This is a genomic window from Cedecea sp. FDAARGOS_727 (genome assembly GCF_012273235.1).
Classification (GTDB): domain Bacteria; phylum Pseudomonadota; class Gammaproteobacteria; order Enterobacterales; family Enterobacteriaceae; genus Cedecea; species Cedecea davisae.
This window is the reverse complement of record NZ_CP050966.1, coordinates 1,201,773-1,227,679: the sequence shown is the minus strand read 5'-3', so window position 1 is coordinate 1,227,679 and position 25,907 is coordinate 1,201,773. Positions and strand designations below refer to the sequence as shown.

27 protein-coding genes and 3 tRNA genes are annotated in these 25,907 nt (G+C 55.9%); 15 read left to right on the top strand and 15 right to left on the bottom strand.

All coding sequences use genetic code 11. The annotated features are described in order from the left end of the window. Positions 1-15: 15 nt before the first annotated feature. Entirely contained in the window at positions 16-2,874 is a 2,859-nt protein-coding gene (glnE, locus tag FOC35_RS05880) for a bifunctional [glutamate--ammonia ligase]-adenylyl-L-tyrosine phosphorylase/[glutamate--ammonia-ligase] adenylyltransferase (RefSeq protein ID WP_172568412.1), read from the top strand. Positions 2,875-2,923: 49 nt separating this feature from the next. Then, a complete protein-coding gene (gene hldE, locus FOC35_RS05875) occupies positions 2,924-4,351 on the top strand; it encodes a bifunctional D-glycero-beta-D-manno-heptose-7-phosphate kinase/D-glycero-beta-D-manno-heptose 1-phosphate adenylyltransferase HldE (RefSeq protein ID WP_172568411.1) in 1,428 nt (475 codons plus the stop codon). Positions 4,352-4,395: 44 nt separating this feature from the next. Here the strand turns inward: hldE and FOC35_RS05870 are convergent, their stop codons facing one another. Together FOC35_RS05870 and FOC35_RS05865 are read right to left on the bottom strand one after the other, a co-directional pair. Continuing rightward, positions 4,396-5,739, bottom strand: coding sequence for an NCS2 family permease (locus tag FOC35_RS05870; protein WP_172568410.1), 1,344 nt, complete (start codon positions 5,737-5,739; stop codon positions 4,396-4,398). Positions 5,740-5,756: 17 nt separating this feature from the next. Then, positions 5,757-7,544 carry an adenine deaminase gene (locus tag FOC35_RS05865; RefSeq protein WP_172568409.1) on the bottom strand — a complete coding sequence of 596 codons (1,788 nt, stop codon included), beginning with the start codon at positions 7,542-7,544 and terminating at the stop codon, positions 5,757-5,759. Positions 7,545-7,679: 135 nt separating this feature from the next. On the opposite strand from FOC35_RS05865, the gene FOC35_RS05860 reads away from it, so the two are divergent. After that, a complete protein-coding gene (locus FOC35_RS05860; protein ID WP_016534760.1) occupies positions 7,680-8,606 on the top strand; it encodes a LysR family transcriptional regulator in 927 nt (308 codons plus the stop codon). A gap of 20 nt (positions 8,607-8,626) precedes the next feature. Further along, positions 8,627-9,367 (top strand): CDP-diacylglycerol diphosphatase, encoded by a 741-nt coding sequence (locus tag FOC35_RS05855; protein ID WP_172568408.1) that lies wholly within the window; start codon positions 8,627-8,629, stop codon positions 9,365-9,367. Positions 9,368-9,405: 38 nt separating this feature from the next. Here the strand turns inward: FOC35_RS05855 and FOC35_RS05850 are convergent, their stop codons facing one another. From FOC35_RS05850 to FOC35_RS05825, 6 genes are all read right to left on the bottom strand, one after another. Next, positions 9,406-9,915 carry a DUF2501 domain-containing protein gene (locus FOC35_RS05850; RefSeq protein WP_016534764.1) on the bottom strand — a complete coding sequence of 170 codons (510 nt, stop codon included), beginning with the start codon at positions 9,913-9,915 and terminating at the stop codon, positions 9,406-9,408. 141 nt (positions 9,916-10,056) lie between these two features. Continuing rightward, positions 10,057-10,485 carry an organic hydroperoxide resistance protein gene (locus FOC35_RS05845; RefSeq protein ID WP_016534765.1) on the bottom strand — a complete coding sequence of 143 codons (429 nt, stop codon included), beginning with the start codon at positions 10,483-10,485 and terminating at the stop codon, positions 10,057-10,059. Positions 10,486-10,580: 95 nt separating this feature from the next. Continuing rightward, a complete protein-coding gene (locus tag FOC35_RS05840; protein WP_172568407.1) occupies positions 10,581-11,027 on the bottom strand; it encodes a MarR family winged helix-turn-helix transcriptional regulator in 447 nt (148 codons plus the stop codon). Between the two features lie 74 nt (positions 11,028-11,101). Then, complete coding sequence (locus FOC35_RS05835; protein WP_016534767.1) at positions 11,102-11,575, bottom strand: threonine/serine exporter; 474 nt, start codon at positions 11,573-11,575, stop codon at positions 11,102-11,104. Beyond that, a complete protein-coding gene (locus tag FOC35_RS05830) occupies positions 11,566-12,342 on the bottom strand; it encodes a threonine/serine exporter ThrE family protein (protein ID WP_016534768.1) in 777 nt (258 codons plus the stop codon). Before FOC35_RS05830 ends, FOC35_RS05835 begins: the two co-directional genes overlap by 10 nt. 153 nt (positions 12,343-12,495) lie before the next feature. Beyond that, positions 12,496-12,954 (bottom strand): YbaK/EbsC family protein, encoded by a 459-nt coding sequence (locus FOC35_RS05825; RefSeq protein ID WP_016534769.1) that lies wholly within the window; start codon positions 12,952-12,954, stop codon positions 12,496-12,498. Positions 12,955-13,162: 208 nt separating this feature from the next. Between FOC35_RS05825 and FOC35_RS05820 the strand changes: the two genes are divergently transcribed. Both FOC35_RS05820 and FOC35_RS05815 read left to right on the top strand, forming a co-directional pair. Next, positions 13,163-13,468 carry a PTS sugar transporter subunit IIB gene (locus FOC35_RS05820; protein ID WP_039897876.1) on the top strand — a complete coding sequence of 102 codons (306 nt, stop codon included), beginning with the start codon at positions 13,163-13,165 and terminating at the stop codon, positions 13,466-13,468. Between the two features lie 13 nt (positions 13,469-13,481). Next, positions 13,482-14,828 (top strand): PTS sugar transporter subunit IIC, encoded by a 1,347-nt coding sequence (locus tag FOC35_RS05815; protein ID WP_039897877.1) that lies wholly within the window; start codon positions 13,482-13,484, stop codon positions 14,826-14,828. Positions 14,829-14,870: 42 nt separating this feature from the next. Here FOC35_RS05815 and fhuF read toward each other — a convergent pair whose 3' ends face one another. The 3 genes from fhuF to FOC35_RS05800 all read right to left on the bottom strand — a co-directional run bounded on the left by fhuF (position 14,871) and on the right by FOC35_RS05800 (position 17,315). After that, the gene (fhuF, locus tag FOC35_RS05810; RefSeq protein WP_172568406.1) at positions 14,871-15,662 is read right to left on the bottom strand and encodes a siderophore-iron reductase FhuF; all 792 of its coding nucleotides are present in this window, start codon (positions 15,660-15,662) and stop codon (positions 14,871-14,873) included. A gap of 113 nt (positions 15,663-15,775) precedes the next feature. Then, positions 15,776-16,141: a hypothetical protein gene (locus FOC35_RS05805; protein ID WP_172568405.1), complete on the bottom strand. Its 366-nt coding sequence runs from the start codon at positions 16,139-16,141 to the stop codon at positions 15,776-15,778. Between the two features lie 109 nt (positions 16,142-16,250). Next, positions 16,251-17,315, bottom strand: a complete 1,065-nt coding sequence (locus FOC35_RS05800; RefSeq protein WP_172568404.1) for a diguanylate cyclase — start codon at positions 17,313-17,315, stop codon at positions 16,251-16,253. Between the two features lie 266 nt (positions 17,316-17,581). Between FOC35_RS05800 and FOC35_RS05795 the strand changes: the two genes are divergently transcribed. Next, complete coding sequence (locus tag FOC35_RS05795) at positions 17,582-17,821, top strand: DUF1435 domain-containing protein (RefSeq protein WP_016534775.1); 240 nt, start codon at positions 17,582-17,584, stop codon at positions 17,819-17,821. Between the two features lie 37 nt (positions 17,822-17,858). Here the strand turns inward: FOC35_RS05795 and FOC35_RS05790 are convergent. The 4 genes from FOC35_RS05790 to rsmC form a co-directional block, all read right to left on the bottom strand. Beyond that, positions 17,859-17,945: transfer RNA gene (locus tag FOC35_RS05790), tRNA-Leu, on the bottom strand. A gap of 46 nt (positions 17,946-17,991) precedes the next feature. Then, positions 17,992-18,078: transfer RNA gene (locus tag FOC35_RS05785), tRNA-Leu, on the bottom strand. Between the two features lie 29 nt (positions 18,079-18,107). Continuing rightward, positions 18,108-18,194, bottom strand: a tRNA-Leu gene (locus tag FOC35_RS05780). Between the two features lie 121 nt (positions 18,195-18,315). Then, a complete protein-coding gene (rsmC, locus tag FOC35_RS05775) occupies positions 18,316-19,347 on the bottom strand; it encodes a 16S rRNA (guanine(1207)-N(2))-methyltransferase RsmC (protein WP_172568403.1) in 1,032 nt (343 codons plus the stop codon). Positions 19,348-19,454: 107 nt separating this feature from the next. On the opposite strand from rsmC, the gene FOC35_RS05770 reads away from it, so the two are divergent. The 8 genes from FOC35_RS05770 to FOC35_RS05735 all read left to right on the top strand — a co-directional run bounded on the left by FOC35_RS05770 (position 19,455) and on the right by FOC35_RS05735 (position 25,865). Next, positions 19,455-19,874, top strand: coding sequence for a DNA polymerase III subunit psi (locus FOC35_RS05770; protein WP_016534777.1), 420 nt, complete (start codon positions 19,455-19,457; stop codon positions 19,872-19,874). Continuing rightward, entirely contained in the window at positions 19,843-20,286 is a 444-nt protein-coding gene (rimI, locus tag FOC35_RS05765) for a ribosomal protein S18-alanine N-acetyltransferase (protein WP_016534778.1), read from the top strand. Before FOC35_RS05770 ends, rimI begins: the two co-directional genes overlap by 32 nt. Positions 20,287-20,304: 18 nt before the next feature. Continuing rightward, on the top strand, positions 20,305-20,982 hold the full coding sequence (gene yjjG, locus FOC35_RS05760; protein ID WP_172568402.1) for a pyrimidine 5'-nucleotidase: 678 nt from the start codon (positions 20,305-20,307) through the stop codon (positions 20,980-20,982). Positions 20,983-21,082: 100 nt separating this feature from the next. Next, positions 21,083-22,672 (top strand): peptide chain release factor 3, encoded by a 1,590-nt coding sequence (gene prfC / locus FOC35_RS05755; protein ID WP_016534780.1) that lies wholly within the window; start codon positions 21,083-21,085, stop codon positions 22,670-22,672. Between the two features lie 316 nt (positions 22,673-22,988). After that, complete coding sequence (osmY, locus tag FOC35_RS05750; protein WP_172568401.1) at positions 22,989-23,600, top strand: molecular chaperone OsmY; 612 nt, start codon at positions 22,989-22,991, stop codon at positions 23,598-23,600. A gap of 134 nt (positions 23,601-23,734) precedes the next feature. Next, on the top strand, positions 23,735-23,896 hold the full coding sequence (locus FOC35_RS05745; RefSeq protein WP_002437547.1) for a DUF1328 domain-containing protein: 162 nt from the start codon (positions 23,735-23,737) through the stop codon (positions 23,894-23,896). Between the two features lie 122 nt (positions 23,897-24,018). Next, positions 24,019-25,092, top strand: a complete 1,074-nt coding sequence (locus FOC35_RS05740; RefSeq protein ID WP_016534782.1) for a patatin family protein — start codon at positions 24,019-24,021, stop codon at positions 25,090-25,092. Further along, the gene (locus FOC35_RS05735; protein ID WP_172568400.1) at positions 25,089-25,865 is read left to right on the top strand and encodes a TatD family hydrolase; all 777 of its coding nucleotides are present in this window, start codon (positions 25,089-25,091) and stop codon (positions 25,863-25,865) included. Before FOC35_RS05740 ends, FOC35_RS05735 begins: the two co-directional genes overlap by 4 nt. The last annotated feature ends 42 nt before the right edge of the window (positions 25,866-25,907 follow it).

Genomic DNA, 25,907 nt, shown 5'->3' with positions numbered 1-25,907 from the left:
CAACGGATACCCACCATGATGCCGCTTACTCCTTTATTACAGCAGCACCTGCAGGCGTTTTTACCGCGCCTGCCGCAAGAGATTGACTCCCGGACACTCAGCGACGAAGCTCGCGCGGTGCTGGCTATTAGTGATTTTGTTGGTGATAGCGTGGTGGCGTATCCGGCCTGGCTGCAGGAATTGCAGCAGGCCGCGCCGCAGGCGGACGAATGGCAGCACTACGCCGCCTGGTTGCAGCATGATTTACGGGAAGTGTATGACGAAGCGGCGCTGATGAAGGCGCTGCGGCTTTTTCGTCGTCGCATTATGGTGCGTATCGCCTGGTCGCAGGCGCTGGAGCAGGTGGCGACCGAAAGCACCCTGCAACAGCTGAGCGTGCTGGCGGAGACGCTGATTGTTGCCGCTCGCGACTGGCTTTATGACGCCTGCTGCCGCGAATGGGGCACTCCGGGCAATGCGGAGGGAGAGGCGCAGCCGCTGCTGATCCTCGGTATGGGCAAACTGGGCGGCGGGGAGCTGAATTTCTCCTCGGATATCGACCTGATTTTTGCCTGGCCGGAAAACGGCTCCACCCGCGGCGGGCGGCGCGAGCTGGATAATGCTCAGTTCTTTACCCGCATGGGGCAGCGCCTGATTAAGGTGCTCGACCAGCCGACTCAGGACGGCTTTGTTTACCGCGTGGATATGCGCCTGCGTCCGTTTGGCGAGAGCGGCCCGCTGGTGCTGAGTTTTGCCGCGCTGGAGGATTATTACCAGGAGCAGGGGCGCGACTGGGAACGCTACGCGATGGTGAAAGCGCGGATAATGGGCGATAACGGCGATGTCTGGAGCCAGGAGCTGCGCAACATGCTGCGGCCGTTTGTGTTCCGCCGCTACATCGACTTCAGCGTCATTCAGTCCCTGCGAAACATGAAAGGCATGATTGCCCGCGAAGTGCGACGTCGGGGGCTAACGGACAATATTAAACTTGGCGCGGGCGGTATCCGCGAAACCGAGTTTATCGTTCAGGTCTTCCAGCTGATTCGCGGCGGGCGTGAGCCTTCGTTGCAATCCCGTTCGTTGCTGCCCACGCTGGAAGCTATCCAGCAGCTTCATCTGCTGCCCGAAGAGGACGCGCAAAAGCTGCGTGCGGCCTATCTCTACCTGCGGCGGCTGGAAAACCTGCTGCAAAGCATCAACGACGAGCAGACGCAAACTCTGCCCGGCGACGAGTTAAATCGCGCCCGGCTGGCGTGGGGCATGCAGGCCGCCGACTGGGATGCACTCCAGGGCACGCTGCAACAGCACATGAGCGACGTGCGCCAGGTCTTTAACGACCTGATTGGCGACGACGAGCCGGAAGCCGGTGAGGACAAAGTTTCCGAAGCGTGGCGCGAGCTGTGGATTGACGCCCTGGACGCCGATGAAAACACACCTGTGCTCGCTCATCTGACGGCGCAGGAGCGGGATGAAGTCCTGAGGCAGCTCGGCGATTTCCGCCGGGATATTGATAAGCGAACCCTTGGCCCGCGTGGCCGCCAGGTGCTGGATCATCTGATGCCGCGCCTGCTGAGCGAAGCCTGCTCCCGGGGTGACGCACCGCTGGCGTTTTCCCGCCTTATCCCGCTGCTGCTCGGTATTCTTACTCGTACCACTTATCTGGAACTGCTGAGCGAATTCCCCGGCGCGCTGAAGCATTTAATTTCTCTTTGCGCCGCCTCGCCAATGATTGCCGCGCAGCTGGCCAGCTATCCGCTGCTGCTCGACGAGCTGCTCGACCCGAGTACGCTCTACCAGCCAACGGCGATGGATGCCTACCGCGACGAGCTGCGCCAGTACCTGCTGCGGGTGCCGGACGAAGACGAAGAGCAACAGCTCGAGGCGTTACGCCAGTTTAAGCAGGCGCAGATGCTGCGCGTGGCGGCGGCAGATATCGCCGGAACGCTGCCGGTGATGAAGGTCAGCGACCACCTTACCTGGCTGGCGGAGGCGATTCTCGACTCGGTCGTGCAGCGAGCCTGGACGCAAATAGTAGCGCGCTATGGCCAGCCGAAGCATTTGCAGGACAGAGAAGGCCGCGGTTTTGCCGTGCTGGGCTACGGCAAGCTCGGCGGCTGGGAGCTGGGCTACAGCTCTGATTTGGATCTGGTGTTTCTGCACGACTGCCCGATGGAAGTGATGACCGACGGCGAGCGTGAAATCGACGGCCGTCAGTTCTACCTGCGCCTGGCGCAGCGAATCATGCATCTGTTCAGCACGCGCACCTCGACGGGGATTTTGTATGAAGTCGATGCTCGCCTCAGGCCGTCGGGCGCGGCGGGCATGTTGGTCACCACCGCTGAAGCTTTCGCCGATTACCAGAAAAACGAAGCCTGGACGTGGGAACATCAGGCCCTGGTGCGCGCCCGCGTTGTCTACGGCGACCCGGCGCTTAACCGCCAGTTTGAGGCGATCCGCCGCGATATTCTCTGTACCGCGCGTGAAGGTGAAAAGTTGCAGGTTGAAGTGCGCGAAATGCGTGAAAAAATGCGCGCCCACCTCGGCAATAAACACCGCGATCGCTTTGATATTAAAGCCGATGAAGGCGGGATAACCGACATCGAGTTTATCACTCAGTATCTGGTGCTGCGTTACGCCAGCGAAGCGCCGAAGTTAACCCGCTGGTCGGATAACGTGCGTATTCTGGAACTGATGGCGCAAAACGACATTATGAGCGAGGAAGAGGCCAAAGCCCTGACCCACGCTTACGTCACGCTGCGCGATGAGCTTCACCATCTGGCGCTACAGGAGCTGCCGGGTAACGTTGCCCTGGACTTGTTTGTTGTAGAGCGCGAACAGGTGCGGCACAGCTGGAAAACGTGGCTTGGCGAGCCGCAAACGCGCGTGGAGGTGTAAATATGTTATTATCCCGCGCAAAAATAATCCCCTCTCTGGAGAGTCAGGAATGAAAGTAACGCTGCCCGAATACAGCCGTGCAGGCGTCATGGTAGTTGGTGATGTGATGCTGGATCGCTACTGGTACGGTCCTACCAGCCGTATTTCCCCGGAAGCCCCGGTGCCGGTGGTAAAAGTGGACACCATCGAAGAGCGTCCCGGCGGCGCTGCTAACGTAGCGATGAACATCGCTTCGCTGGGTGCGGCTTCTCGCCTGGTTGGCCTGACCGGTATCGACGACGCGGCTCGTGCGCTCAGCCAGAGCCTGGCCGGCGTAAACGTGAAGTGTGACTTCGTTTCCGTTCCGACCCACCCGACCATTACCAAACTGCGCGTGCTTTCGCGCAACCAGCAGCTGATCCGCCTCGACTTCGAAGAAGGTTTTGAGGGCGTAGATCCTGAGCCGCTGCACGAACGTATTAACCAGGCGCTGCCGCATATTGGTGCCCTGGTGCTCTCTGACTACGCGAAAGGCGCTCTGGCTAGCGTGCAGCAGATGATCCGCCTGGCGCGTGAAGCTAAAGTACCGGTGCTAATCGACCCGAAAGGCAGCGACTTTGAGCGCTACCGCGGCGCGACGCTGCTGACGCCGAACTTGTCCGAGTTTGAGGTGGTTGTCGGCAAGTGCAAAACCGAGGCCGAGCTGGTGGATCGCGGCATGAAGCTGATTGCCGACTTCGAGCTTTCTGCGCTGCTGGTGACCCGCTCCGAGCAGGGCATGACGCTGCTTCAACCCGGTATTGAGCCGTTCCACCTGCCGACCCAGGCGCAGGAGGTTTACGACGTGACCGGTGCCGGTGACACGGTGATTGGCGTGCTGGCGGCCACGCTTGCGGCAGGCAATTCTCTGGAAGAAGCCTGTTACTTTGCCAATGCGGCGGCGGGCGTTGTAGTCGGCAAGCTCGGGACTTCTACCGTTTCTCCGGTTGAGCTGGAGAACGCGGTGCGCGGTCGTTCAGAAACCGGCTTTGGCGTGATGACCGAGGCCGAATTGAAAGTGGCTGTTGCGGCAGCACGCAAGCGCGGTGAGCGCGTGGTGATGACCAACGGCGTGTTCGACATTCTGCACGCGGGCCACGTTTCCTACCTCGCCAATGCCCGCAAGCTGGGCGATCGCCTGATTGTGGCGGTGAACAGCGATGCTTCTACTAAACGCCTGAAAGGTGAAACCCGCCCGGTTAACCCGCAGGATCAGCGTATGATCGTGCTGGCGGCGCTGGAAGCGGTGGACTGGGTGGTGCTGTTCGAAGAAGACACTCCGCAGCGCCTGATTGGCGAGATCCTGCCGGATCGCCTGGTAAAGGGCGGTGACTACAAGCCTGAGCAGATTGCCGGGAGCAAAGAGGTCTGGGCCAACGGCGGTGAAGTGATGGTGCTGAACTTCGAAGACGGTTGCTCCACCACCAATATCATCAAGAAGATCCAGAACAACGGCTGATCCAGCCGGTAGAAAAAAGCCCTCGAAAGAGGGCTTTGTTGTTTCTAGTGCTTCACCAGCGTCGCGAAGTAATAAACCAGAGGAATAGCCAGCAGATACAGCCCCACCGGAATTTCACGCCATTTACCCGCAATCACTTTGATTACCACATAGAACAACAGGCCGCCTGCGATACCGGTCCCGAAGCTGTTGGCGATGAGCGTTATCATTACCATCATCAGCACCGGCAGGCCGTCGGTAAAATTCCCCAGATCCACTTTACGCAGCCCGCTGAACATATTCAGGCCGATAAGGATCAGCGCAGGCGCGGTGGCTTCTTTTGGGATCATCAGCGCAACCGGCGTGAACAGCAGCATCAGCAGAAACATAACCGCAGCGGCCAGTGCCGTAAGGCCCGTTTTGCCGCCCGCTTCGGCAGCGGCTGAAGACTCGATCAGCGCCGTTGCCGCAGGAATGCCAACCCACGGGCCAAGCGCGGCGGCGATGGAGTCCACCATAAACGGACGGTTGATGTGCTGCATATTGCCGTGCTCGTCCAGCAGACCTGCTTCGCCGCCTACTGCCAGCGTAGTGCCCATGGTGGAGAAAAACTCCGAGGCAAAGAAGACAAACAGGAACGGCAGGAAGGCGATGTTCAGCGCGCCCAGCATATCGACGTGGCCCAGCACCGGAGCCAGAGAATGCGGCATGGCGATAAAGCTTTGCGGCAGATGGGTGACGCCAAATGGAATGCCGACCAGCGTAGCAAACAGAATGGCCCACAGAATGGCGCCCGGTACGCGGCGAGCCTGAAGCGCAATCGCCAGAAACAGCCCGCACAGAGCAACCAGCGCGCCGGGTGCGGTAAAGTCACCCATTGCCAGAGCATTGGTTTTGGCGTTAGCCAGCACCAGCCCGGCATTGCGGAAGCCAAGGATGGCGACGAACAGGCCAATGGACGCCGTGAGGCCGAGCTTTATCGACTGCGGCACCGAGCGGGTGACGACTTCACGCAGGCCCAGGCGAGTCAGAGCGAAGAACAAAATACCCGACCAGCAGGCGATACCTAGCCCAATCTGCCAGCCAATATGTTCGCTGCCCGCAAGCGTTACGCCCACCAGCACCGAACCGCCGATCCCCGGCCCGACGATAAACGGCAGGTTGCCATAAAATGCCATTAGCAGCGTGCCGAGCACGAACACGATAATCGTGCCGGTGGTGGCCGCGCCTTTGTCCATCCCGCCAACGGCCAGCAGGCCAGGAATGACTACCAGCAGGTAGGCGGCGGCGAGAAAACCGGTGACGCCTGCGAGGCATTCGGTTTTAACTTTAGTCTGGCGACCGCGGAGCTGGAACCGCCGCTCCAGCCATTTTTCGCCGGCTGCCTGTGACACTGAATTTTCGGCCATTATTTGGCTCTCCTGGACTAGTGTGTTGTGTGTGTGTCTGCCGGGTATTCATGGCATTCAATAAGCGGGTCGACGATTTGACGCGTACTGCCGTCGGTCAGCCCGAGATCTGTCAGGTGCGGCCCGGCGTTGCAGGCGAGGCAGGTGCCTTCAATTGCCTTGAAAACGCGGTACGGCGGTTCCCAGTCGGCAACTTTATTGCTCAGCTCGCGTAGCTGTGCAAACTGCTGCGCCAGCTCGCTGGCCGGGAGATCGGAAAGCATCCCGGCGATGGGCATTTCAACTTTCGCCAGCATTTTGCCATTCTGGCTTAGCGCCATGCCGCCGCCGCAGGCGATAAGCTGATTGGCCGCCAGCGCCATATCCTGCGGGTTGCGGCCCAGCACGACGAGGTTGTGGGAGTCATGCGAGTAGGTGGTGGCAATCGCGCCTCTGAGTTCCCCCCAGCCTTCGAGTAGCGCCAGCTGTGGCTTCGCTTCGTGACGGCCATGGCGGTGCTGAACCCAAATCAGGCTAAAGCCTTCCGGGAGCTGAACTTCGCCGCCGCGGACCTCAACCTCGACTTCGCTCCACTGGGTAAAACGAGCCCCTTTTATGTGACGCAGGCGAGCGCGACCGTTGTTTACCGGCACTTTCAGCACAAAATCATTTGGGCTAAGCGACTGTAAACGCACGGTATCACGAGGCGGAACAATGGACGGTGCGGTAACGGGTTCGAGCATTTTGCCCCGTTCGGCCATTAGCTTACCGGCAACGAAGACCGTGCGGGCGCTGAGTTTCTCCAGCGAATCAAACACCACCAGGTCGGCGGTGCGGCCTGCGGCAATCAGCCCCAGATCGGGGCGCTGTAAACGCAGAGAGGCGTTCAGCGTGGCGAGGCGCAGGGCGTCCGTCGCCTTCATGCCGTGCTCAATCAGCAGGTTCAGCAGGGCGACAATACCGCCTCTTTCCAGCAGCATGTCCGGCGGCACGTCGTCGGTGCAGACCGTAACCTGAGATGACAGGTGCGGTAACCCGTTGAGCGCTTCAACAATTTCCGGCAGCAGGTAAGGATGAGAGCCGCGAATTTCCAGCGTCAGGCCGGCACGCAGTTTTTCCAGCGCGTCCGCGGCGGAAGTGAGTTCGTGGTCGGAAGTGACGCCTGCGGCAAGATAAGCCTGCAAACCGGCACCGCTAAGACCACGAGCGTGCCCTTCGATAAGCTTGCCGCTGTTTAGCCCGGCGTTGAGGATCTCCAGCATTCTTTCGCTGCCGTTGAGTACGCCGTGCATGTCCATGACTTCGGCCACGCCCGCCACTTCAGGCCAGGAGAGCAGGGTTTCCATCTCTTTTCCGGCGAAATCCGCACCGGACATCTCAAGCCCCGGCGTGGAAGGCACGCTGGAAGGGGCGGCGCAAATCACGCGCAGCGGCAGGTTACGACTGGCATCAACGGCGTAGCGCACGCCTTCAATGCCGAGCACGTTTGCCAGCTCGTGCGGGTCCCAGAAAATGGTGGTCGTGCCCTGCGCGACGACGATTTCGGCGTAACGTGCAGGCGGTAGGTGCGAGCTTTCGACGTGGACGTGAGTGTCCATCAGGCCCGGGCTAAGATAGCTTCCGGCAAGATCGTGAATTTTGACGGCATCTTCGCGGCTTCCGCGCGGATGCACGCTGGCGATAAGCGTGCCGACAATGCCGACATCGGCCTGGCGGATTTCGCCGGTTGCCATATCAATAAGCTGGCTGTTGGTCAGCAGCAGGTCGAAGGGAACTTCACCGAGGGCGGCTTTTACCGCGCGGCGGCGTAAATCAGCAGGTGTCATGGCTGGGGTCCAAAAAATGTGCTCTGGCGGCTACTCTAGGCAGGTGCGTGAACTTTGCCCAGATGATTTAATTTATCAGCCGATAAGAAACGTTTATCCTGTAGCAAACGTTTACCTGGTAACCCTGATACTCCAATGGCTGAACCCTGGCAGCGCCTTCCCGCTCTCTCGTTAAAACAGATCCAGTATTTTGTGACGCTGGCGAAACTTCGTCATTTTACCGATACCGCCAGCAGGTTGGCTATCAGTCAGCCCGCGCTAAGCAGCGCATTACGACAAATTGAGTCGGTGCTGGGAGGTAAGCTGGTTAACCGCACCGCTTCTGCCGTAACGTTGACGGAGCTGGGGGCTGCGCTGCTGCCCCACGCCGAGCGCATGCTCAACGTTGCCCAGCGAGCCTTCGATGATATGCAGCGCATTGTGCAGGACGGCGGGGACGGCACGTTGCGTATCGGTCTGGTGCCGTCCGTTGGCAGCCTGCTGTTTCCTCATATCCCGCAACTGCTGGCCGACGCTTTTCCTCGCCTGCGGGTGGAGTTTCACGATCGCACCAATGATGCGCTGATAGCCCAGTTGGAAAACGGCCAGCTCGATTTCGGGTTTGGCGGACTGGACAGTTCGGTGCCCGCCACGCTTGAGATCAATCCGTTACAAGAAGATCCCTTCGTGGCGGTAGTCAATCGTCACGATCCTCTGGCAGAATCCAGCCATGCTCCGTGGCGTAGCCTGGTCAAACGGGATATTGCAGTGTTTTCAAAAGGAAACATCAGCCGGCTGGTGGCGGCGATGGCGGAAAGCCAGCGCCTTAAGCTTAACACCCGCTATCAGGTTGATTTTATTGAAACACTTTACGGGCTGGTGCGCTCGCAACTGGCGGTAGCAATCCTGCCGCAGCTTTACACGACCTATTTGCAGGACCCGGAGCTGAAGGTTATCCACCTGCAGCAACCTTCCCTGAGCCGCACCGTGGCGCTGATGCGCAGTACCGAGCCGTTTGCGCCGCAGATTGAAGCCTGCTTCCAACTGATTGTCCGAGTATTACAACAACGAAAAATGCCCTGATTTAACAAGGAAAACCCGAGATGAAGAAGATCCTGCGTGTGGTGGTTGTGCTGCTGATTTTACTGGTAGCCGCCGTCGCCATTCGCCTGTGGCTTTTGCACCGCCATAGCGATGCGCTGTGGAACATCATTAGCCAGCAGTGCATACCGAACCAGCAGCAGCACAATTCGCCGGAGCCGTGCCTGAAGGTTGATTTACAGCAGCGCTACCTGGTGTTCAAAGATGCGAAAGGCCCGCTCCATACTTTGCTGATGCCAACAGATAAAATTACCGGCATTGAAAGCCCGAAGATTCTGGAAAACGGGGCGCCGAACTACTTCCAGGATGCGTGGGATAACCGCCATTATCTGCTGGATGAAACCACTAAGCCGGTGAAGGATGACGATTTAGTGCTGGCGATTAACTCTCGCTACGGGCGTTCTCAGAACCAGCTGCATATTCATCTCTCATGCCTGCGTCCTGAGGTTTATCAGTCGATTAACCAGCTTGCGGATAAAGTTACCGACCAGTGGCAGCCGTTTGGCGCGGAGATCCTCGGCCATAAGTATCTGGCGATAAAAGTGCCTGTGGAAGCGAATCCGTTTAGCGTGCTGGCGGCCTATGCGAAGGCTCAGGGCGATGAAATGGAAAACTTTGGTCTGGCGCGAGTAGTGACCGCGAAAGGCGAGGTGGTGTTGTTAGCCAACCCTCGCCAGCTGCTGGGCGGTAACCAGGGGTCCGCTGAGGAGATGCTGGACTACAGCTGTTCTTTGGCTCAGTAAGCAAACAGCCTCCGGTCGGAGGCTGTTTCATAAATCTATCAGGACAGGTAATTCATACCCTGTTTCAGCACCAGGTCGCAGGCTTTGGTTTTCACCTTTTCAGCCAGAGGCGAGTTGCCGATAGTGTTCAGGTCAAGCTTCTGGCCGTTAGCGGTATTCAGCAGCCCCATCAGGCCCTGGTTGTAATCCTGCTTATCCGCGGGCTTGGTGCTGTTCTCCAGGCCAAGTTTGGTCATCAGCTGATTTTTGATATTTTCCGTATTGGTGACGGAAGCAAGCTTGTTCTTCGCACAATATTCCATCACGCCTGCGGCGTTGGTCATGGTGCTGGAGGTGAGCGATTTACCGTTGCCGTTAAGCAGGCTGGTCAGGGAAGAGAGAGAAAGGCCGCCGTTCTGAGCGCCTGCGCCGGTGGTGGTTGAGCCGCTTTTGCTCAGCTCGTTTGCCGCGCTTGAAAGCTGATCCTGCCAGCTTGCCGCACTTGCCTGGCCCGCAAAAAAGGCCGTTGCCAGCGCCATTGCGCAGAGAGTTTTAATGCTTACTTTCATCTGTTGATACTCGCTTTGTTTACCTGCCGGGCAGGAGAATTCAGCGCTGAGTATAACGCTTTGCCGGGAAAGAGGGGGATTGAGAGTTTTCCTAAACGGCGGGCATGAGAGTAAAAAGCCGGGTTTCCCCGGCTTGCGACATCAGTTGATGATATTCAGCGTGACGTCGATGTTGCCGCGAGTGGCGTTGGAATACGGGCAAACGATGTGCGCCGCATCGACCAGTTTTTTCGCTTCAGCAGCGTCCATACCCGGCAGGTGGATGTTCAGTTTAGCTTCGATGCCGAAGCCGGTAGGCAGCGGCCCAATACCCACTTCACCTTCGATAAAGGCTTCAGCAGGCATGGAGATTTTGTCGCGGCCGGAAACAAACTTCATCGCGCCCAGGAAGCAGGCCGAGTAGCCAGCGGCGAACAGCTGTTCCGGGTTAGTCACTTCACCACCGGCACCGCCCATCTCTTTTGGCAGGCCCAGTTTGACGTCCAGAACGCCGTCAGAAGAGGTTGCACGACCTTCACGGCCGCCGGTTGCTTTTGCTTTTGCGGTATAAACGACTTTTTCTAAAGACATGGCAGGTTCCTCATCTTACTTTGTGTTTGTGCTATAAAATAGCACGCGATTTATATGGTTTTTTAAAAATCGCCGGCAGTGCCGACGGGTGTTAATTAGGTATTCAGGTTGCCGCGCAGCGTTTCCAGCTGATCCTTAAGCGCCAGCATGCTGTCTACGCTACAGGCCGAAGCACAGAGTACCGACTCAGGAATGCTGTGAGCTTTTTCCTGCAGCGCTTTGCCTTCATCGGTCAGGGTAACGACGACCTGACGTTCGTCTTCACGGGAGCGCTGACGCAGCAGCAAACCAGCGCTTTCAAGACGCTTTAACAGCGGCGTTAAGGTGGCGGAGTCTAAAAACAGACGCTCGCCGATTTGCGACACCGTGACATCGTCCCGCTCCCACAGCACCAGCATCACCAGATATTGCGGATAGGTGAGTTGCAGCGGCGCAAGCAGCTGGCGGTAGAGTTTATTGACCGCCAGATTGGCGGAATAGAGCGCGAAGCAAAGCTGGTTGTCCAGCAGCAGCGCGTTCGTTTCGGTCGATGTCTTGTTCATGGATTTGAATATAGATAGTGCACGATTAAATAGCAAATAATTTTACGTGAATTTTGTCTGACGCAGCGTTTGGGCTAGACCCTGGGTTTTTTACGGTACAGCCACAGCCCCGGTAGAGAAAGGCCAATCGACAACGCGCCCACGATAAATGAGGCCTTCAGGAAGTTTGTCACCAGCTGGATCATCATCGGTTCGGTGTAGCCGAAGTGGGTCAACTTTACCGCAGAGATCATCGCCGTATAGGCATAGATCCCCGGAAACATTGGGATCACTGCCGCAACGGTAAACACTTTGGGATGAGCCAGATACCAGCGCGACCACTGGATTCCGATAATACCGACCAGGATTGAGGCCAAAAAAGTGCTCCATTCAATATTCAGGCCTGCGGTCATCATCGCCATTCGCGAGCCGTGACCGACGGCACCGAGCAGGGCGCAGTACGGCAGCGCTCGCTGTGGAACGTTAAAGACCAGCGCAAAACCTACCGCCGGAATCGCCGAAAGCGCCATATCCTGCATCAGTGCCAGAACAAACTCGATTATGCCCATCCCCGAAGCCCCCATACCGACATCGCCATCACCACGCCAATACAGGTGGCGAGGGTTAGCAGGCTGGCCATTGCCCAGCGTGCCAGGCCGGTGTTGACGTGGCCTTTGAACATATCGGCAACGGCATTAATCAGCGGGAACCCCGGCACCAGCAGCAGCACGCTCGCCGCCATGGCGATATTTGAGGTGCTGGCAAACGGGCCTTTGGCGATTAATAGCCCGGAGACGCTGGTGGCAACGAAGGCGGTGAGGCAAAAATTAATTTGAGGATGCATCTGCCGATGGGTGAGAAGCTGGCGCACGTACATCGCCAGAGAGCTGGCAATAAAGGCCACCAATGACCCATCCCAGCCGCCGTTGTTGAGTTTACAGAAGCAGCCGCAGGAGAGGCCGACCATCAGCACGACCAGCCAGCGTGGGTAACGAAGCGGCTTGATATGTTCGAAACGTTTGAGCACGTCTCTGGCATCGATAAGCCGGTGTTCAGCGAGGATAACGATGTGCTGAATTTCGGTAACCATATGCATATTGATCCCGCGGTCGACATTTTTGCGGGTGGTGGTCAGGCACTGATTATCTTTAATGGTGCTCAGCACAATGGCGTTGGCGGAGATTGAGCTTTCTACGCTGTCCATACCGAGCGCTTTTCCAAGCCGGGTGGAAAGCTCCTCAACCAGCGCGCTCTCAGCCCCGTGTTGCAGCAAAAAAAGCGCACATTGAATGCATAAACGGGTGACACCACGCTGTGAGGCAACATCGGTCTGCATGCTTATCCCGAAAAAAGAGAGTGAACAAAGGGTAACGTTCACTTATTAAACATGAGCGCTTCACTCTCTTAAGCGTGCCAGATCAACCTTTGAGCAACTAGTCCGGTCGCGTGACCTTTGGATGGCGTCCTTTAGCCACGCTTCAAATAACCCTCACTGGCAGACATCGACCCACTTGGCCTGAGTTAAGTCGGCCATTCTCTCGGGTGAGATTCGCACCGCGCTGTGGATAGCGCCTGCGGCCGGGAGAACTTCCTGGTACTGGCGGAGCGAAATATCGCAGTAGACCGCCAGCGGATTTTCCAGCCCAAAAGGGCAAACGCCGCCGACCGGATGCCCGGTCCAGTTCACCACCTCATCGCTGCTCAACATACGCGCTTTAGCGCCGAATGTTTCCTTAAGCTTTTTATTATCCAGGCGGGCATCGCCCTTCGCGACAATCAGTATGATGTCGTTTTTAACCTTGAGCGACAGGGTCTTGGCGATTTGCCCGGCTTCAACATTATGGGCAGCGGCGGCAAGTGCGACGGTAGCGGTGCTTTGATTTAGTTCGATAATATTAATATCGGGGGCATGGTCGGCGAAGAATTGCCGCACGGACTGCAAACTCATGATTTTCTCCTGATCCAGGTGGCAAATAATTTCGCATAAGCTTGTACTTTCTGTAAACCGCTTATACTTATCTCACACCCTCCTTGTCAGAAATTTCTGGATCTCCTTCACAATCACTGAAACCGGTTGCAGTAACCGGTTGCAGTAATGATTGGCGCGAGGAATACTGATTTCGTAACCCCCCTGTACCTAATAATTAGAGTCGTCTATGAAACGTATCCTCTTATGCTGTGCCGCTGGTATGTCTACCAGTATGGTCGTGAACAGGATGAAACAAGCCGCCATGGAGCAACGGATTGACGTTGAGATAAAAGCGGTGGGTATCGAAGAGTTCACGGATGTTATGCCTGAATTTGATTGCTGTTTACTCGGTCCGCAGATCAAATATCGTCTGGAAGATTTTAAGGCTCAGGCCGCTCCCAAACGTATCCCGGTCACGGTCATTAACTCTATGGATTACGGAATGATGCGCGGCGACAGAATTCTCGCCGATGCACTCGCGTTGATAGCCTGACAGGAGAGCCACCATGTCTTCCAACCATGCTGCATTTAATTTAATTTTTCGTTTTGTTGAAAACTACGTTAGCCCGGTCGCTGGCCGCATTTCTTCCCAGCGCCACGTGATGGCTATCCGCGACGGTTTCATTTCGGCGATGCCGTTTATGATTGTCGGCTCGTTCCTGCTGGTGTTCGCTTACCCGCCGTTCTCTCCAACCACTACGTGGGGGTTTGCCCGCGCATGGCTGGATCTGGCGAAGCAGTTTGAAGGCCAGATCCTGACGCCGTTTGATATGACGATGGGCATCATGTCTATCTATATTTGCGCGGCCATTGCCTACAACCTCGGCAAGCATTATGTGAAGTCTCACGGTCTCGACCCGTTTATGTGCGCCATGCTGTCCCTGATGGCTTTCCTGGTGGTGGCTGCGCCGAAAACTAAAGGCACGCTGCCGGTGGATAGCCTGGGCGGGACTGGGATTTTCACCGCCATTCTGGTGGCAATTTACTGCGTAGAGATGATGCGCTTCCTGAAGGCACACAACATCGGTATTAAACTGCCGGACCAGGTGCCGCCGATGATCAAAAACTCCTTTGACCTGCTGATCCCGGTGCTGGTTGTCGTGCTCACGCTGTATCCGCTGAGCCTGTTTATTCAGTCTCAGTTCGATATGCTGATCCCTCAGGCTATTATGGCGCTGTTCAAACCTCTGGTTTCCGCCGCGGACTCGCTGCCTGCGATTTTACTGGCGGTGTTGATTGCTCACCTGCTTTGGTTCGCTGGCATCCACGGAGCGGCTATCGTTTCCGGCATGCTGCAAATGTTCTGGCTGACCAACCTCGGCCTGAACCAGGGCGCGCTGGCCGCCGGTGCGCCGCTGCCGCACATTTTCATGGAGGCCTTCTGGACCTTCTTTATCGTAGTTGGCGGTTCCGGCGCGACGATGGGGCTGGTTATTTGCTACCTGCGCAGCAAATCTGCCCACCTGCGTTCTATCGGCCGTCTGAGCATTGTTCCGACCTGCTTTAACATTAACGAACCGGTTATCTTCGGGACGCCTATCGTGATGAACCCGGTGTTCTTCATTCCGTTCCTGCTGGCGCCGATGGTTAACGCCGTGCTGGCGTGGGGAGCGATGAAGCTTGACCTGATTGGCCGCGTGATTTCCGTCGTGCCGTGGACTGCACCGGCTCCAATTGGCGCAGCCTGGGCGCTGGGCTGGGACTTCCGTGCTGCGATTCTGGTTATTCTGCTGGCCTGCGTGTCGTCCATCATCTACTTCCCGTTCTTCAAAGTGTACGAGAAGCAACTGCTGGAGCAGGAAAAAGAAGAAGCACAAAGAGCGAGCGAGGAAGGAAACCAACAGCTGGCTTAATCGATAAAACAGAGTCAAAACGGCGGGGAAACCCGCCGTTTTCTATTTTAAGGTACAGTCGCCGCAGCTTTGTACATCGGGCAGCTTGTAGCGCTGGCAGCAGGTGCGGCGAACCAGAACCCCTTCGCGCGGGATTACCGTGCGGTATAACGGGTTATTCTGGCCGCAGGAGAGCTGTTTTTCAAAAAAGCAGGCGTTAATCAGCAGGGCGTGAGTTTCATCCTTGAGGAGCGGCTTGAGTTCTCCTAAGAACCAGTTCACCAGATAGCCTGTATTACTCCAGATAAGCTTACCGTTGATATCTCCGCTGGCTTCCAGCGCATCCACAACCGGGATTAAAACATCGGCGATTAGTTTTTCCACGCGCTGGCGCGGAGCAAGGGAGCTTAGCTGCACATCTTCTTCAGCGTTTATCCAGAAACTTGCGGCGCGGCCCGTTTCATGGAAATCGACGTATATCCGTTCCGGGGCCAGGCTGAGCGCTTTGCGCTGGGTCAGGAGCGCCATCATCAGCGGCGGCACCAGCAGGCCAATATACCACTGCGCCCAGAGCGATTTCAGCGGCTTATGTTCACGCGATTGATGCGGCTGATTGCGGTAGATATGGTCGCCATAGGCTGCTATCAGAGAAGCCAGTATTGCCGGTTGACGCCATCGGCTCAGCGGCATGGCACTGGCCGGAGCAGGTTCATTTAGCCTAATGATGTCGTTGAAGTAAGAACGATGGGTGGCGAAATAGTCGCGCAAAGCTTCCGCCAGCGGTGGGGACGCCGGAGGCCACGGGAGAATAAAACACCCGCCGTCATCGCTAAGCTGAAGGGATTGAAGCGCCATGTTCTCGTCAGAAGCCAATCTAAATGATAATGATTAGCAATCCTAACCATGGGGCAAATCATTGGCAAGATGATTTCGCAGCTGTTGCTTCAATCGCCGGGTTCAGGCTCAGATTATTTCGCGGCGAACTTGTATGCCGTTTTGCCGTCAGGGAAGAAAGAGTAGGTGACATACATCGGAATAGCGCGGCCGCAGGCATCAAAATTCCACGCTTCCCTGGCTGAGCCCGAGATAAGCGCGGTTCCGGCAGCGTTGGTACGAATATCATCAGATTTACTGACCAGCGCTACGCTAACGGATTTGGGCTTTTCCCGGCAGCCGCTGGTGATGGGCAGCATGGGGATGAGATGTTGTAAAACGTAAGCCGGATCGCTGGTGAGCGGCTGGCCTTTTACCTGTAGCTTGCCGGGGCTGCTGGTGGAGCAGGCGGCGAGTAAAAGAGCGGGAAGAACGATAGCCGCAGGCAAAATTTTATTCATTGTTATTCCTCAGAGATACGGTGTATTGCCGCTGGCGGCATATTGTTATTGTTTGAAATATGAACAATAAGCCGCCGGGATGCAACCCTGCAATCTCTGAGGAAAGCGGTTAACTCACGCTTGCCATTTGGCTGGTCAGAATACTGTTGCGGCCCTGGTTTTTGGCCTGATAGAGCGCTTTGTCCGCCAGGCTCAGGGCGTTTTCGATATCCTCGTCCGGCAGTGGCGCAAGGCCAATGCTCACGGTCACGTTGGTGGCGACTTCGTTATTGAACATGTGGGGAATATCGAGATCGTTAACGCGCTGGCGGATCCTCTCCGCGGCCTGGAGCGCCCGCTCGCCGTCAATATGGGTCAACATCACCATAAATTCTTCGCCGCCGTAGCGGGTAACGATGTCCCTCGAACGTACCGCATCGCGAATAGCGGCCGAAACGCGGATCAAAGCCTGATCGCCCATCGCGTGGCCGTAATGATCGTTGTAGGACTTGAAGTAGTCGATATCCAGCAGCAACACATAATGGTTGCCGGGGCCGGAAGCCCGAAGGTGTTCCAGCCGGTTCTGGAAACCACGGCGGTTGTACAGGCCGGTTAACGGGTCGAGCATACTGAGGCCGTTGAGCGTCTCTTTTTCTTCCACCAGCTTATTCATCAGACGCTGCGTGAAGCGGTCGTTACGCTTTTGAATAATATGCTGAATGGTAATGCCGATAGCCGGTAGGGCGATGGAGTAAAGCACCCGCAGCCAGTGATCGACGCTGTCCAGCCACAGCACCGTCAGCGCGACCGGCAGGCTATGCAGCAGAAAGGCGACGATGTTGTTGATAAAGGAAATAGCGCCAATAAACAGCACCGACATCAGGCTTATCACCAGGAATGAGGCACCAACATCGCCTAGAGGTTTGTTTTTAATGAATATATGCAACGCCCAGAGCAGGCCAATTAGCAACGAGACCATATTCAGGTTAATCAGCAGCTTTTTATTCAGCAACTGCCAGCCGAGCAGCGTCACGCTAAGCAGCAGGATAATCACCACCGGCGGCGTTACGCGCATTACCGGGTTCACCGGAAATAACATCGAGAAGGCTGCTGATATGGCATTGAGTAGCAAAAATAAACGTAATGAAAGCAGATGCTTTGCTTTGAGTAGTGCTCGCCAGGTCTGGGCTGTCATAGGGATGGTTATGTCTTGGGTAAGAAAGTCTGGTGTTGTGTGTGTTGTCTAAAAAAAAGCGGGTAGTTTGCTTTTTTGGTAACTATTGGAATTTTTATATGGCGTATTAACGCCGGCGCTCAATCTATCACCTTACTGAAAATCTGTCATTAAATGCCGGGTAAACTCCGGCTATTTCAGCGATAGCCCTGATACGTTTTCTCGCTGACAGTTGAGAATTTTTATCATATGATATTGGTTATCATTATCATGGTTGGGATGCTGAAATGCTGCAACGACGACTCGAAGGTGGCTGGAGCGTAATGGTGGCGGGTATGGCGGTGGCGCTGCTCGCCTGGCTGGATCTTTCTTTCAGCGAGTGGCGGGTGCTGGTTGTCGCGGGGCTGCTGGCGACGGCACTGATGCTGTATCACAAGAAATTGCGGCATTTTGTTTTGCTGCCGTCGTGCGTGGCATTTGCCAGCGGGCTGCTGCTTATCGTGATGAATCTGGGGAAATCGGGATAAGAAATGGGGACTTACCAGGGGAACTTCATTTAAGAAGTGGTGCGAAGAGAGGGACTTGAACCCTCACGTCCGTAAGGACACTAACACCTGAAGCTAGCGCGTCTACCAATTCCGCCACCTTCGCACAGGTTTCAGGCTTGCGCCTGAGAGTTTTGATATCGTCTTCGCATTGGTGCGAAGAGAGGGACTTGAACCCTCACGTCCGTAAGAACACTAACACCTGAAGCTAGCGCGTCTACCAATTCCGCCACCTTCGCGCAGTGCGAACGATATCTTGCGTGGTTGTTGGTGCGAAGAGAGGGACTTGAACCCTCACGTCCGTAAGAACACTAACACCTGAAGCTAGCGCGTCTACCAATTCCGCCACCTTCGCATACCTGTAATACCGAAGTATCACAACCACGGAGGCGCATTCTAGATGTTTTCTGAACTTCGTCAACAGTTAATTTGGTGCCGCTTCCCTGACTGCTGGAAAAAGCGGCACCAAAGGAGGGTTAGCGCTTTTTAGCCGCTCGCGACAGAACCGCACGGTAGACTTTAAAACGCCCGGTTTGGGCGATAACTTCATGACTTCCAAACACTTCATCCAGCACGTTAGGGTACGCCAGGAAGGCGTTAGCAACGATGCGCAGCTCGCCGCCCATGTTCAGATGGCGGGCAGCACCGCGAATCAGCTGGTGAGCCGCGTCAAGGCTGGTTTGCATCCCGTCGTGGAACGGCGGGTTAGAGATAATCATGTCGAAACGGCCGCTGATCCCGGAGTAGACGTTGCTGGCAATGACCTCGCCTTCGATGCCGTTAGCGGCAAGCGTGGCGCGGCTGGCTTCTACAGCCGGTGCGCTGACATCACACAGGGTCAGGCGGACTTTCGGTGAGTGGCTGGCAAGAGTAATTGCCAGTACGCCCGCACCGCAGCCCACGTCCAGCACTTTGCCCTTGGTGTGCGGGGTGAGGGTTGAAAGCAGCAGTTTGCTGCCGGTGTCCAGACCGTCACGGCTGAACACGCCCGGTAAGGTTTTGACCGTCATCTCGCCGTGCGGGTACTCGCCCCACCAGCTGTTTTCATCGAACTCAGGCTGTTTCTCGAGGCGACCATGGTAGAGGCCACAGCGGCGGGCGCTGTCGATTTTGCTCAGCGGGCAGATATCGGCCAGTATCTGTTCGGCGCTGCGAACGCCGCTGCGGTTTTCACCGACCACGAAGACGTCAGTGCCAACCGGCATCAACGACAGGATGTTCATCAGCTGGAATTGGGCTTCCGGCTTGTTCTTCGGCCAGTAATAAATCAGCGTATTGCTGTCTGCAACGACGTCGGCACCGGCCACCAGGCCATACTGTGCGTTTTCGCCCATCTGCGCGCTTAGTACCTGCCAGTGGTGAAATTGCTGGGTGTGGGCGCGGCTGGCGGCGGTGTCAAAACGCGCCGGCAGATCGTCTTGCATGTCACCGGCAAACAACACGCGGCTCTCGGTAAAATCATCGCTGTGGCGCAGCAGTACTTCACTCGCCGGGGTTAACGCACTCATCAAATTGCTCCTGGAAAATCAGAGCGTGGATTATAGAGCTTTAATGGCGTGGATTCGATGAATTTGCTATATTTGCGCCCCTTATTACGCTCCAGACAGGTTTCGCTATGACTTCCCCTTCCCGACGTGACTGGCAGTTACAGCAACTGGGTATTACTCAGTGGGTGCTGCGCCGTCCGACGGCTTTACAGGGAGAGATAGCGGTATCGCTACCGGCAGGCGTGCGTCTGGTGATGGTGGCTGAAGAGCTGCCCGCCTTAAGCGACCCGCTGGTGCTGGATGTTTTACGCAGTCTTGAGCTGAGTGCCGGGCAGGTTATGCAACTGACGCCGGACCGTGTGGCAATGATGCCGCAGGACAGCCGCTGCAATAGCTGGCGGCTCGGCGTTGAGCAGCCTTTGAGCCTTGACGGCGCCCAGCTTGCTTCTCCGGCGCTTGACGAGCTTTATCACAATGGCAATGCGCGACAGGCGCTGTGGCAACAAATTTGCGAACATGAACAAGATTTCTTCCCTGACGCCGAATGATTTAGCGGCGGCGTACGCCATCGAGCAACGCAGCCACGCTTTCCCCTGGAGTGAAAAGACTTTCGCCAGTAACCAGGGCGAACGCTATTTCAATTTACGGCTGGACGTAGACGGTAAAATGGCGGCCTTCGCGGTGACCCAGGTGGTGCTCGACGAAGCCACGCTTTTTAACATCGCGGTTGATCCGGCTTATCAGCGCCAGGGGCTGGGCAGAGCGCTGCTCGAGCACTTAATTCAGGAGCTTGAGAAGCGCGATGTCTTCACGCTGTGGCTTGAAGTGCGTGCCTCCAACCTCGCCGCCAGAGCGTTATACGAAAGCCTCGGCTTTAACGAAGCGACCGTACGTCGCAACTATTACCCGGCAAAAGAGGGCCGGGAAGACGCGATTATTATGGCGTTACCCCTCGGTTAATATTTAAAAGGTGTGTGGATGAACTGGGACTGGATTTTATTTGATGCGGACGAAACGCTGTTTACCTTTGACGCATTCGGCGGGCTACAGCGGATGTTTCTCGACTACAGCGTGACCTTTACCGCAGATGACTTCCAGGACTACCAGGCGGTGAACAAGCCGCTGTGGGTGGACTACCAGAACGGTGCCATCACCGCATTGCAATTACAGCTCCGGCGTTTTGAAGGCTGGGCAGAGCGTCTTAGCGTGCCGTCTGCCGAACTGAATGATGCTTTCTTGTCGGCGATGGCCGAGATTTGCGCCCCGCTGCCGGGCGCGGTTTCGCTGCTCAACGCCCTGAAGGGGAAAGCGAAACTCGGCATCATCACCAACGGGTTTACCGCGCTACAGCAGATTCGCCTCGAGCGCACCGGCCTGCGGGACTATTTCGATCTGCTGGTTATCTCCGAGCAGGTCGGCATTGCAAAGCCCGATCGCCGCATTTTCGACTATACCTTTGAGCAAATGGGCCAGCCGCCGCGCGACCGCGTTTTGATGGTTGGCGACACGGCGGAGTCCGATATTCTGGGCGGCATCAACGCCGGGATAGCAACCTGCTGGCTAAATGCCCACGGCCGCACCGCGCCGGAAGGGATTGAGCCAACCTGGCAGGTCACTTCGTTAAGTGAACTGGAGCAACTGCTGTGTAAGCCATGATTGTTGATTGTTAAACCCACAATGGCGGGTAAAATAGCCGCCAAATAACGTTCACTCAACGCGTGGCTCAAAGCCGTGCGCATTTACAGAAGATGTAATTATGACTTTGTCTCCTTATTTGCAAGAGGTGGCGAAACGCCGCACTTTTGCCATCATTTCTCACCCGGATGCCGGTAAAACGACCATCACTGAAAAGGTGCTGCTGTTCGGACAGGCTATCCAGACCGCCGGTACGGTAAAAGGGCGTGGCTCAAGCCAGCACGCTAAATCCGACTGGATGGAAATGGAAAAACAGCGTGGGATCTCAATCACCACCTCGGTGATGCAATTCCCGTATCGCGATAGCCTGGTTAACCTGCTGGACACCCCGGGGCACGAAGACTTCTCCGAAGATACCTATCGTACTCTGACGGCGGTGGACTGCTGCCTGATGGTTATCGACGCCGCAAAAGGGGTTGAAGATCGTACCCGCAAGCTGATGGAAGTTACCCGCCTGCGCGACACGCCGATCATCACCTTTATGAACAAGCTGGACCGCGATATCCGCGATCCGATGGAAGTGCTGGATGAAGTTGAACGCGAGCTGAAGATTGGCTGCGCGCCGATCACCTGGCCTATCGGCTGCGGCAAGTTGTTCAAAGGTGTTTACCACCTTTATAAAGATGAAACCTACCTTTACCAGACTGGTAAAGGCCACACCATCCAGGAAGTCCGCATCGTTAAAGGGTTGAACAACCCGGATCTCGATGCCGCAGTGGGCGACGATCTCGCCCAGCAGCTGCGCGACGAGCTGGAACTGGTGCAGGGAGCTTCTAACGAGTTCGATCACGAACTGTTCCTGGCGGGTGAAATCACGCCGGTCTTCTTCGGCACCGCGTTGGGCAACTTCGGCGTTGACCACATGCTGGATGGCCTGGTGGAATGGGCGCCAGCGCCGATGCCGCGTAAAACCGACACCCGTGTTGTGGAAGCGGCGGACGAGAAGTTCACCGGCTTTGTGTTTAAGATCCAGGCGAATATGGATCCAAAACACCGCGACCGTGTAGCTTTTATGCGCGTGGTTTCCGGTAAGTATGAGAAGGGTATGAAGCTGCGCCAGGTGCGTATTGGTAAAGACGTCGTTATCTCTGACGCTCTGACCTTTATGGCCGGTGACCGCTCTCACGTTGAGGAAGCCTACCCTGGCGACATCATCGGGCTGCATAACCACGGCACTATTCAGATAGGCGACACCTTTACCCAGGGTGAAATGATGAAGTTCACCGGTATTCCGAACTTCGCGCCGGAACTGTTCCGCCGTATCCGCCTGCGTGACCCGCTTAAGCAGAAGCAGCTGCTGAAAGGCCTGGTTCAGCTTTCAGAAGAGGGTGCGGTGCAGGTGTTCCGTCCTATTGCGAATAACGATCTTATCGTTGGCGCAGTTGGGGTGCTGCAGTTTGATGTGGTTGTTGCCCGCCTGAAAAGTGAGTACAACGTGGAAGCGATTTACGAGTCGGTTAACGTTGCTACCGCGCGCTGGGTTGAAGGGACAGACGTTAAGAAGTTTGAGGAATTCAAACGTAAAAACGAAATCCAGCTGGCGCTGGATGGCGGGGATAACCTGACCTACATTGCGCCAACGATGGTTAACCTGAACATTACCCAGGAACGCTACCCGGACGTCACTTTCCGCAAAACCCGCGAGCACTAATCGCCTTCAGGAACGCGGCGCCCGTCGCGTTCCTGCCACTTTCCTTGTCTTTTGAATCCCTTGCGGAATCTTCTTAATTTCCTGCCGATTCGGCGTTATTGCTGCTTTTTCCACCACTCCGCCATGCACTTTTATGATTGTGATCTATATTTAACAAAGCGATGACCACTTTATTGGATGAAAGCACCGGGAAATTATTGTTTCCTGGCTTGTTATTAACGTTTCTCCGGTTGTTGCGATATTAATTGCTGATTTTTTTCGGCGCGGTGGGAAACGAAAAAGCTCAAATGATGAGCAAACCTACAGGAATTAATCGATGACTACGACTAAGATTTCAAAAACTCTGCTGGCTGTTGTTCTGGGTTCTGTTCTGGCAAGCGGTAGCGCTTTCGCCGAAGAGACGCTGGCCAACAAAACGGAAGCTACGGCTGATTCCGCAGGGAAAAAAATCGATAGCTCTATGAGTAAAGTCGGCGACTTCATGGATGACAGCGGTATCACAGCGAAAGTTAAGGCCGCTCTGGTGGATGACAAAAACATCAAGAGCACCGATATCTCGGTAAAAACCGAGAAAAAAGTGGTTACCCTGAGCGGCTTCGTAGAGAGCCAGGCCCAGGCGGAACAGGCCGTTGCCACGGCCAAAAAAGTGGAAGGCGTTAGCTCCGTGAGCGACAAGCTCCACGTCCGTGACGCTAAATCCCAGTCGGTGAAGGGCTACGCGGGTGATGCGGCAACCACCAGTGAAATTAAAGGCAAATTACTGGCAGATGACAGCGTACCTTCCCGTCATGTGAAAGTAGAAACCACCGATGGCGTAGTTCAGCTTTCCGGTGAGGTGAAAACCAGCGCACAGTCCGAACGCGCTGAAAGCATCGCCAAGGCAGTTGAAGGCGTGAAAAGCGTTAAAAATGATCTGAAAGTGAAGTAACGGCAGCACCCGAAACTTTCTTCCGGGCCCGGCCCGGAAGGCGGTAAGCACCACCATTATTAATTATCGCCAGTGGGTTAGCCATCCGGTGCCCATTAAGAAGCGATAAGGTTCACTATGGTTAAGGAGAGTCTATGTTTCGTTGGGGCATTATTTTTCTTGTTATCGCGTTGATAGCTGCGGCTCTGGGCTTTGGTGGCCTGGCAGGTACTGCCGCAGGTGCTGCAAAAATTGTCTTTGTAGTAGGTATCATCCTGTTCCTGGTCAGTCTGTTTATGGGACGCAGGCGCCCTTAGCCACGCTAAGCCAGTAACATACCGATACAAAAGCCAGTCCTTGTGACTGGCTTTCTCGGTTTTACATAGCAGCCTAAGGGTATAGGGTAGAAATACACAACAACAGATTTCAGGGAAGCAGGGTGGGACATCGTATACCCGTTACGCTCGGCAATATTGCGCCGCTAGCGCTCAAGCCTTTTCGTCCTGGAAAGCTCGCTCTTATTTGTGAAGGAGGGGGCCAGCGGGGAATTTTTACGGCCGGGGTTCTGGACGAATTTATGCGCGCCGAATTTAATCCCTTCGATCTGTTTCTTGGCACTTCCGCCGGGGCGCAAAACCTCTCTGCCTACGTTTGCAACCAGCCGGGTTACGCCCGCCGCGTGATAACTCGTTTCACCACTACCAGCGAATTTTTTAACCCGCTGCGCTTTGTGCGTGGTGGAAACCTGATAGACCTTGACTGGCTGATTGAGTCGACGGCTGCCAGGCTGCCGCTTTCTATGTCCAGCGCCGATGGCCTGTTCGAGAAGGGAAAAGAGTTCTACATGTGCGCCTGCCGCAGCGACGATTATGCGGCAAACTATTTCTCACCGACCCAGGACACATGGCTGAATTTATTGAAGGCCTCGAGCGCCATTCCGGGATTTTACCGCACCGGGGTAGACATTGACGGCATAAGCTATCAGGACGGCGGCATCAGCGACGCGGTGCCGGTGCGTGAAGCCGCAAGCCGGGGTGCCGATACGCTGGTGGTGATTCGCACCGTGCCTTCACAGATGTATTACACCCCCCAGTGGTTCAAACGCATGGAGCGCTGGCTGGGTGACAGCAGCCTCCAGCCGCTGCTGAACCTGGTGCAGCATCACGAAGAGAGCTACCGCGAGATCCAGAGCTTTATTGAGAAACCGCCCGGCAAGCTGAGGATCTTTGAAATTTATCCGCCGAAACCGTTGCTGAGCAATGCGCTCGGCAGCCGCCTGCCGTCGCTCACGGCCGACTACCAGACCGGCCGCCTGTGCGGGCGTTATTTCCTGGCTGCCGTGGGCAAGCTGCTGGTGCCCAAGCCCCCGTTGATGCGCCATACTCCACGTATTAAGATGCCTGGCCCGCTGGTCATTCCGCCGGCTGCGGCGGCAAATCAAGCTCTGGTTAAGCCGATAACGCCGGCTCCGCAGGCTAATGATTCGGCTTTTGATAACGAGGATCTTGCGTGAGCTTTACGTTCTACGACACCCATTGCCACTTTGATTTTCCGCCGTTTGCCGGAGATGAAGCTAACAGCATCAGGCTGGCCGTGCAGGCCGGTGTGACTAAAATCATCGTGCCCGCGGTAGAGGCGGGGCGTTTTGAACGCGTGCTGGCGCTGGCGGAGAACTTCCCTGAACTGTATGCCGCAATCGGTCTGCATCCCATTGTTATACAAAATCATGATGAAGCCGGGCTTGCTCTGCTTGAAACGCTGCTGCGAAAAAAAACGCGCAAACTTGTCGCTCTCGGAGAGATCGGACTGGATCTTTATAGGGAGGATCCGCAGTTTGATCGCCAGGAGTTTATGCTGGGTGAACAGTTAAAGCTGGCTAAGCGTTACGATTTGCCGGTGCTGCTGCATTCCAGGCGGACGCACGACAAGCTGGCGCTGCATTTGAAGCGCCATAATTTACCGCGCACCGGCGTTATACACGGTTTTGCAGGCAGCCAGCAGCAGGCGGAACGCTTTATTGCGCTGGGCTACCGCATAGGCGTTGGCGGCACGATTACCTACCCCAGGGCCAGCAAAACTCGCGATGTTATGTCCCGGCTACCGCTCTCCTCGCTGCTGCTGGAAACCGATGCTCCCGATATGCCTCTTAACGGCTGGCAGGGCGAGCCTAACCGCCCTGAACGTGCGGCGCTGGTCTTTGACATGCTATGCGAATTACGCCCTGAATCTCCTGAAATCATCGCTAACGCTTTGAAAAACAACGCAGACGAATTATTTGCTTTCTAATCACTCCGTACCTTGATGTGACGGATGTCACTCTTTTGCGTA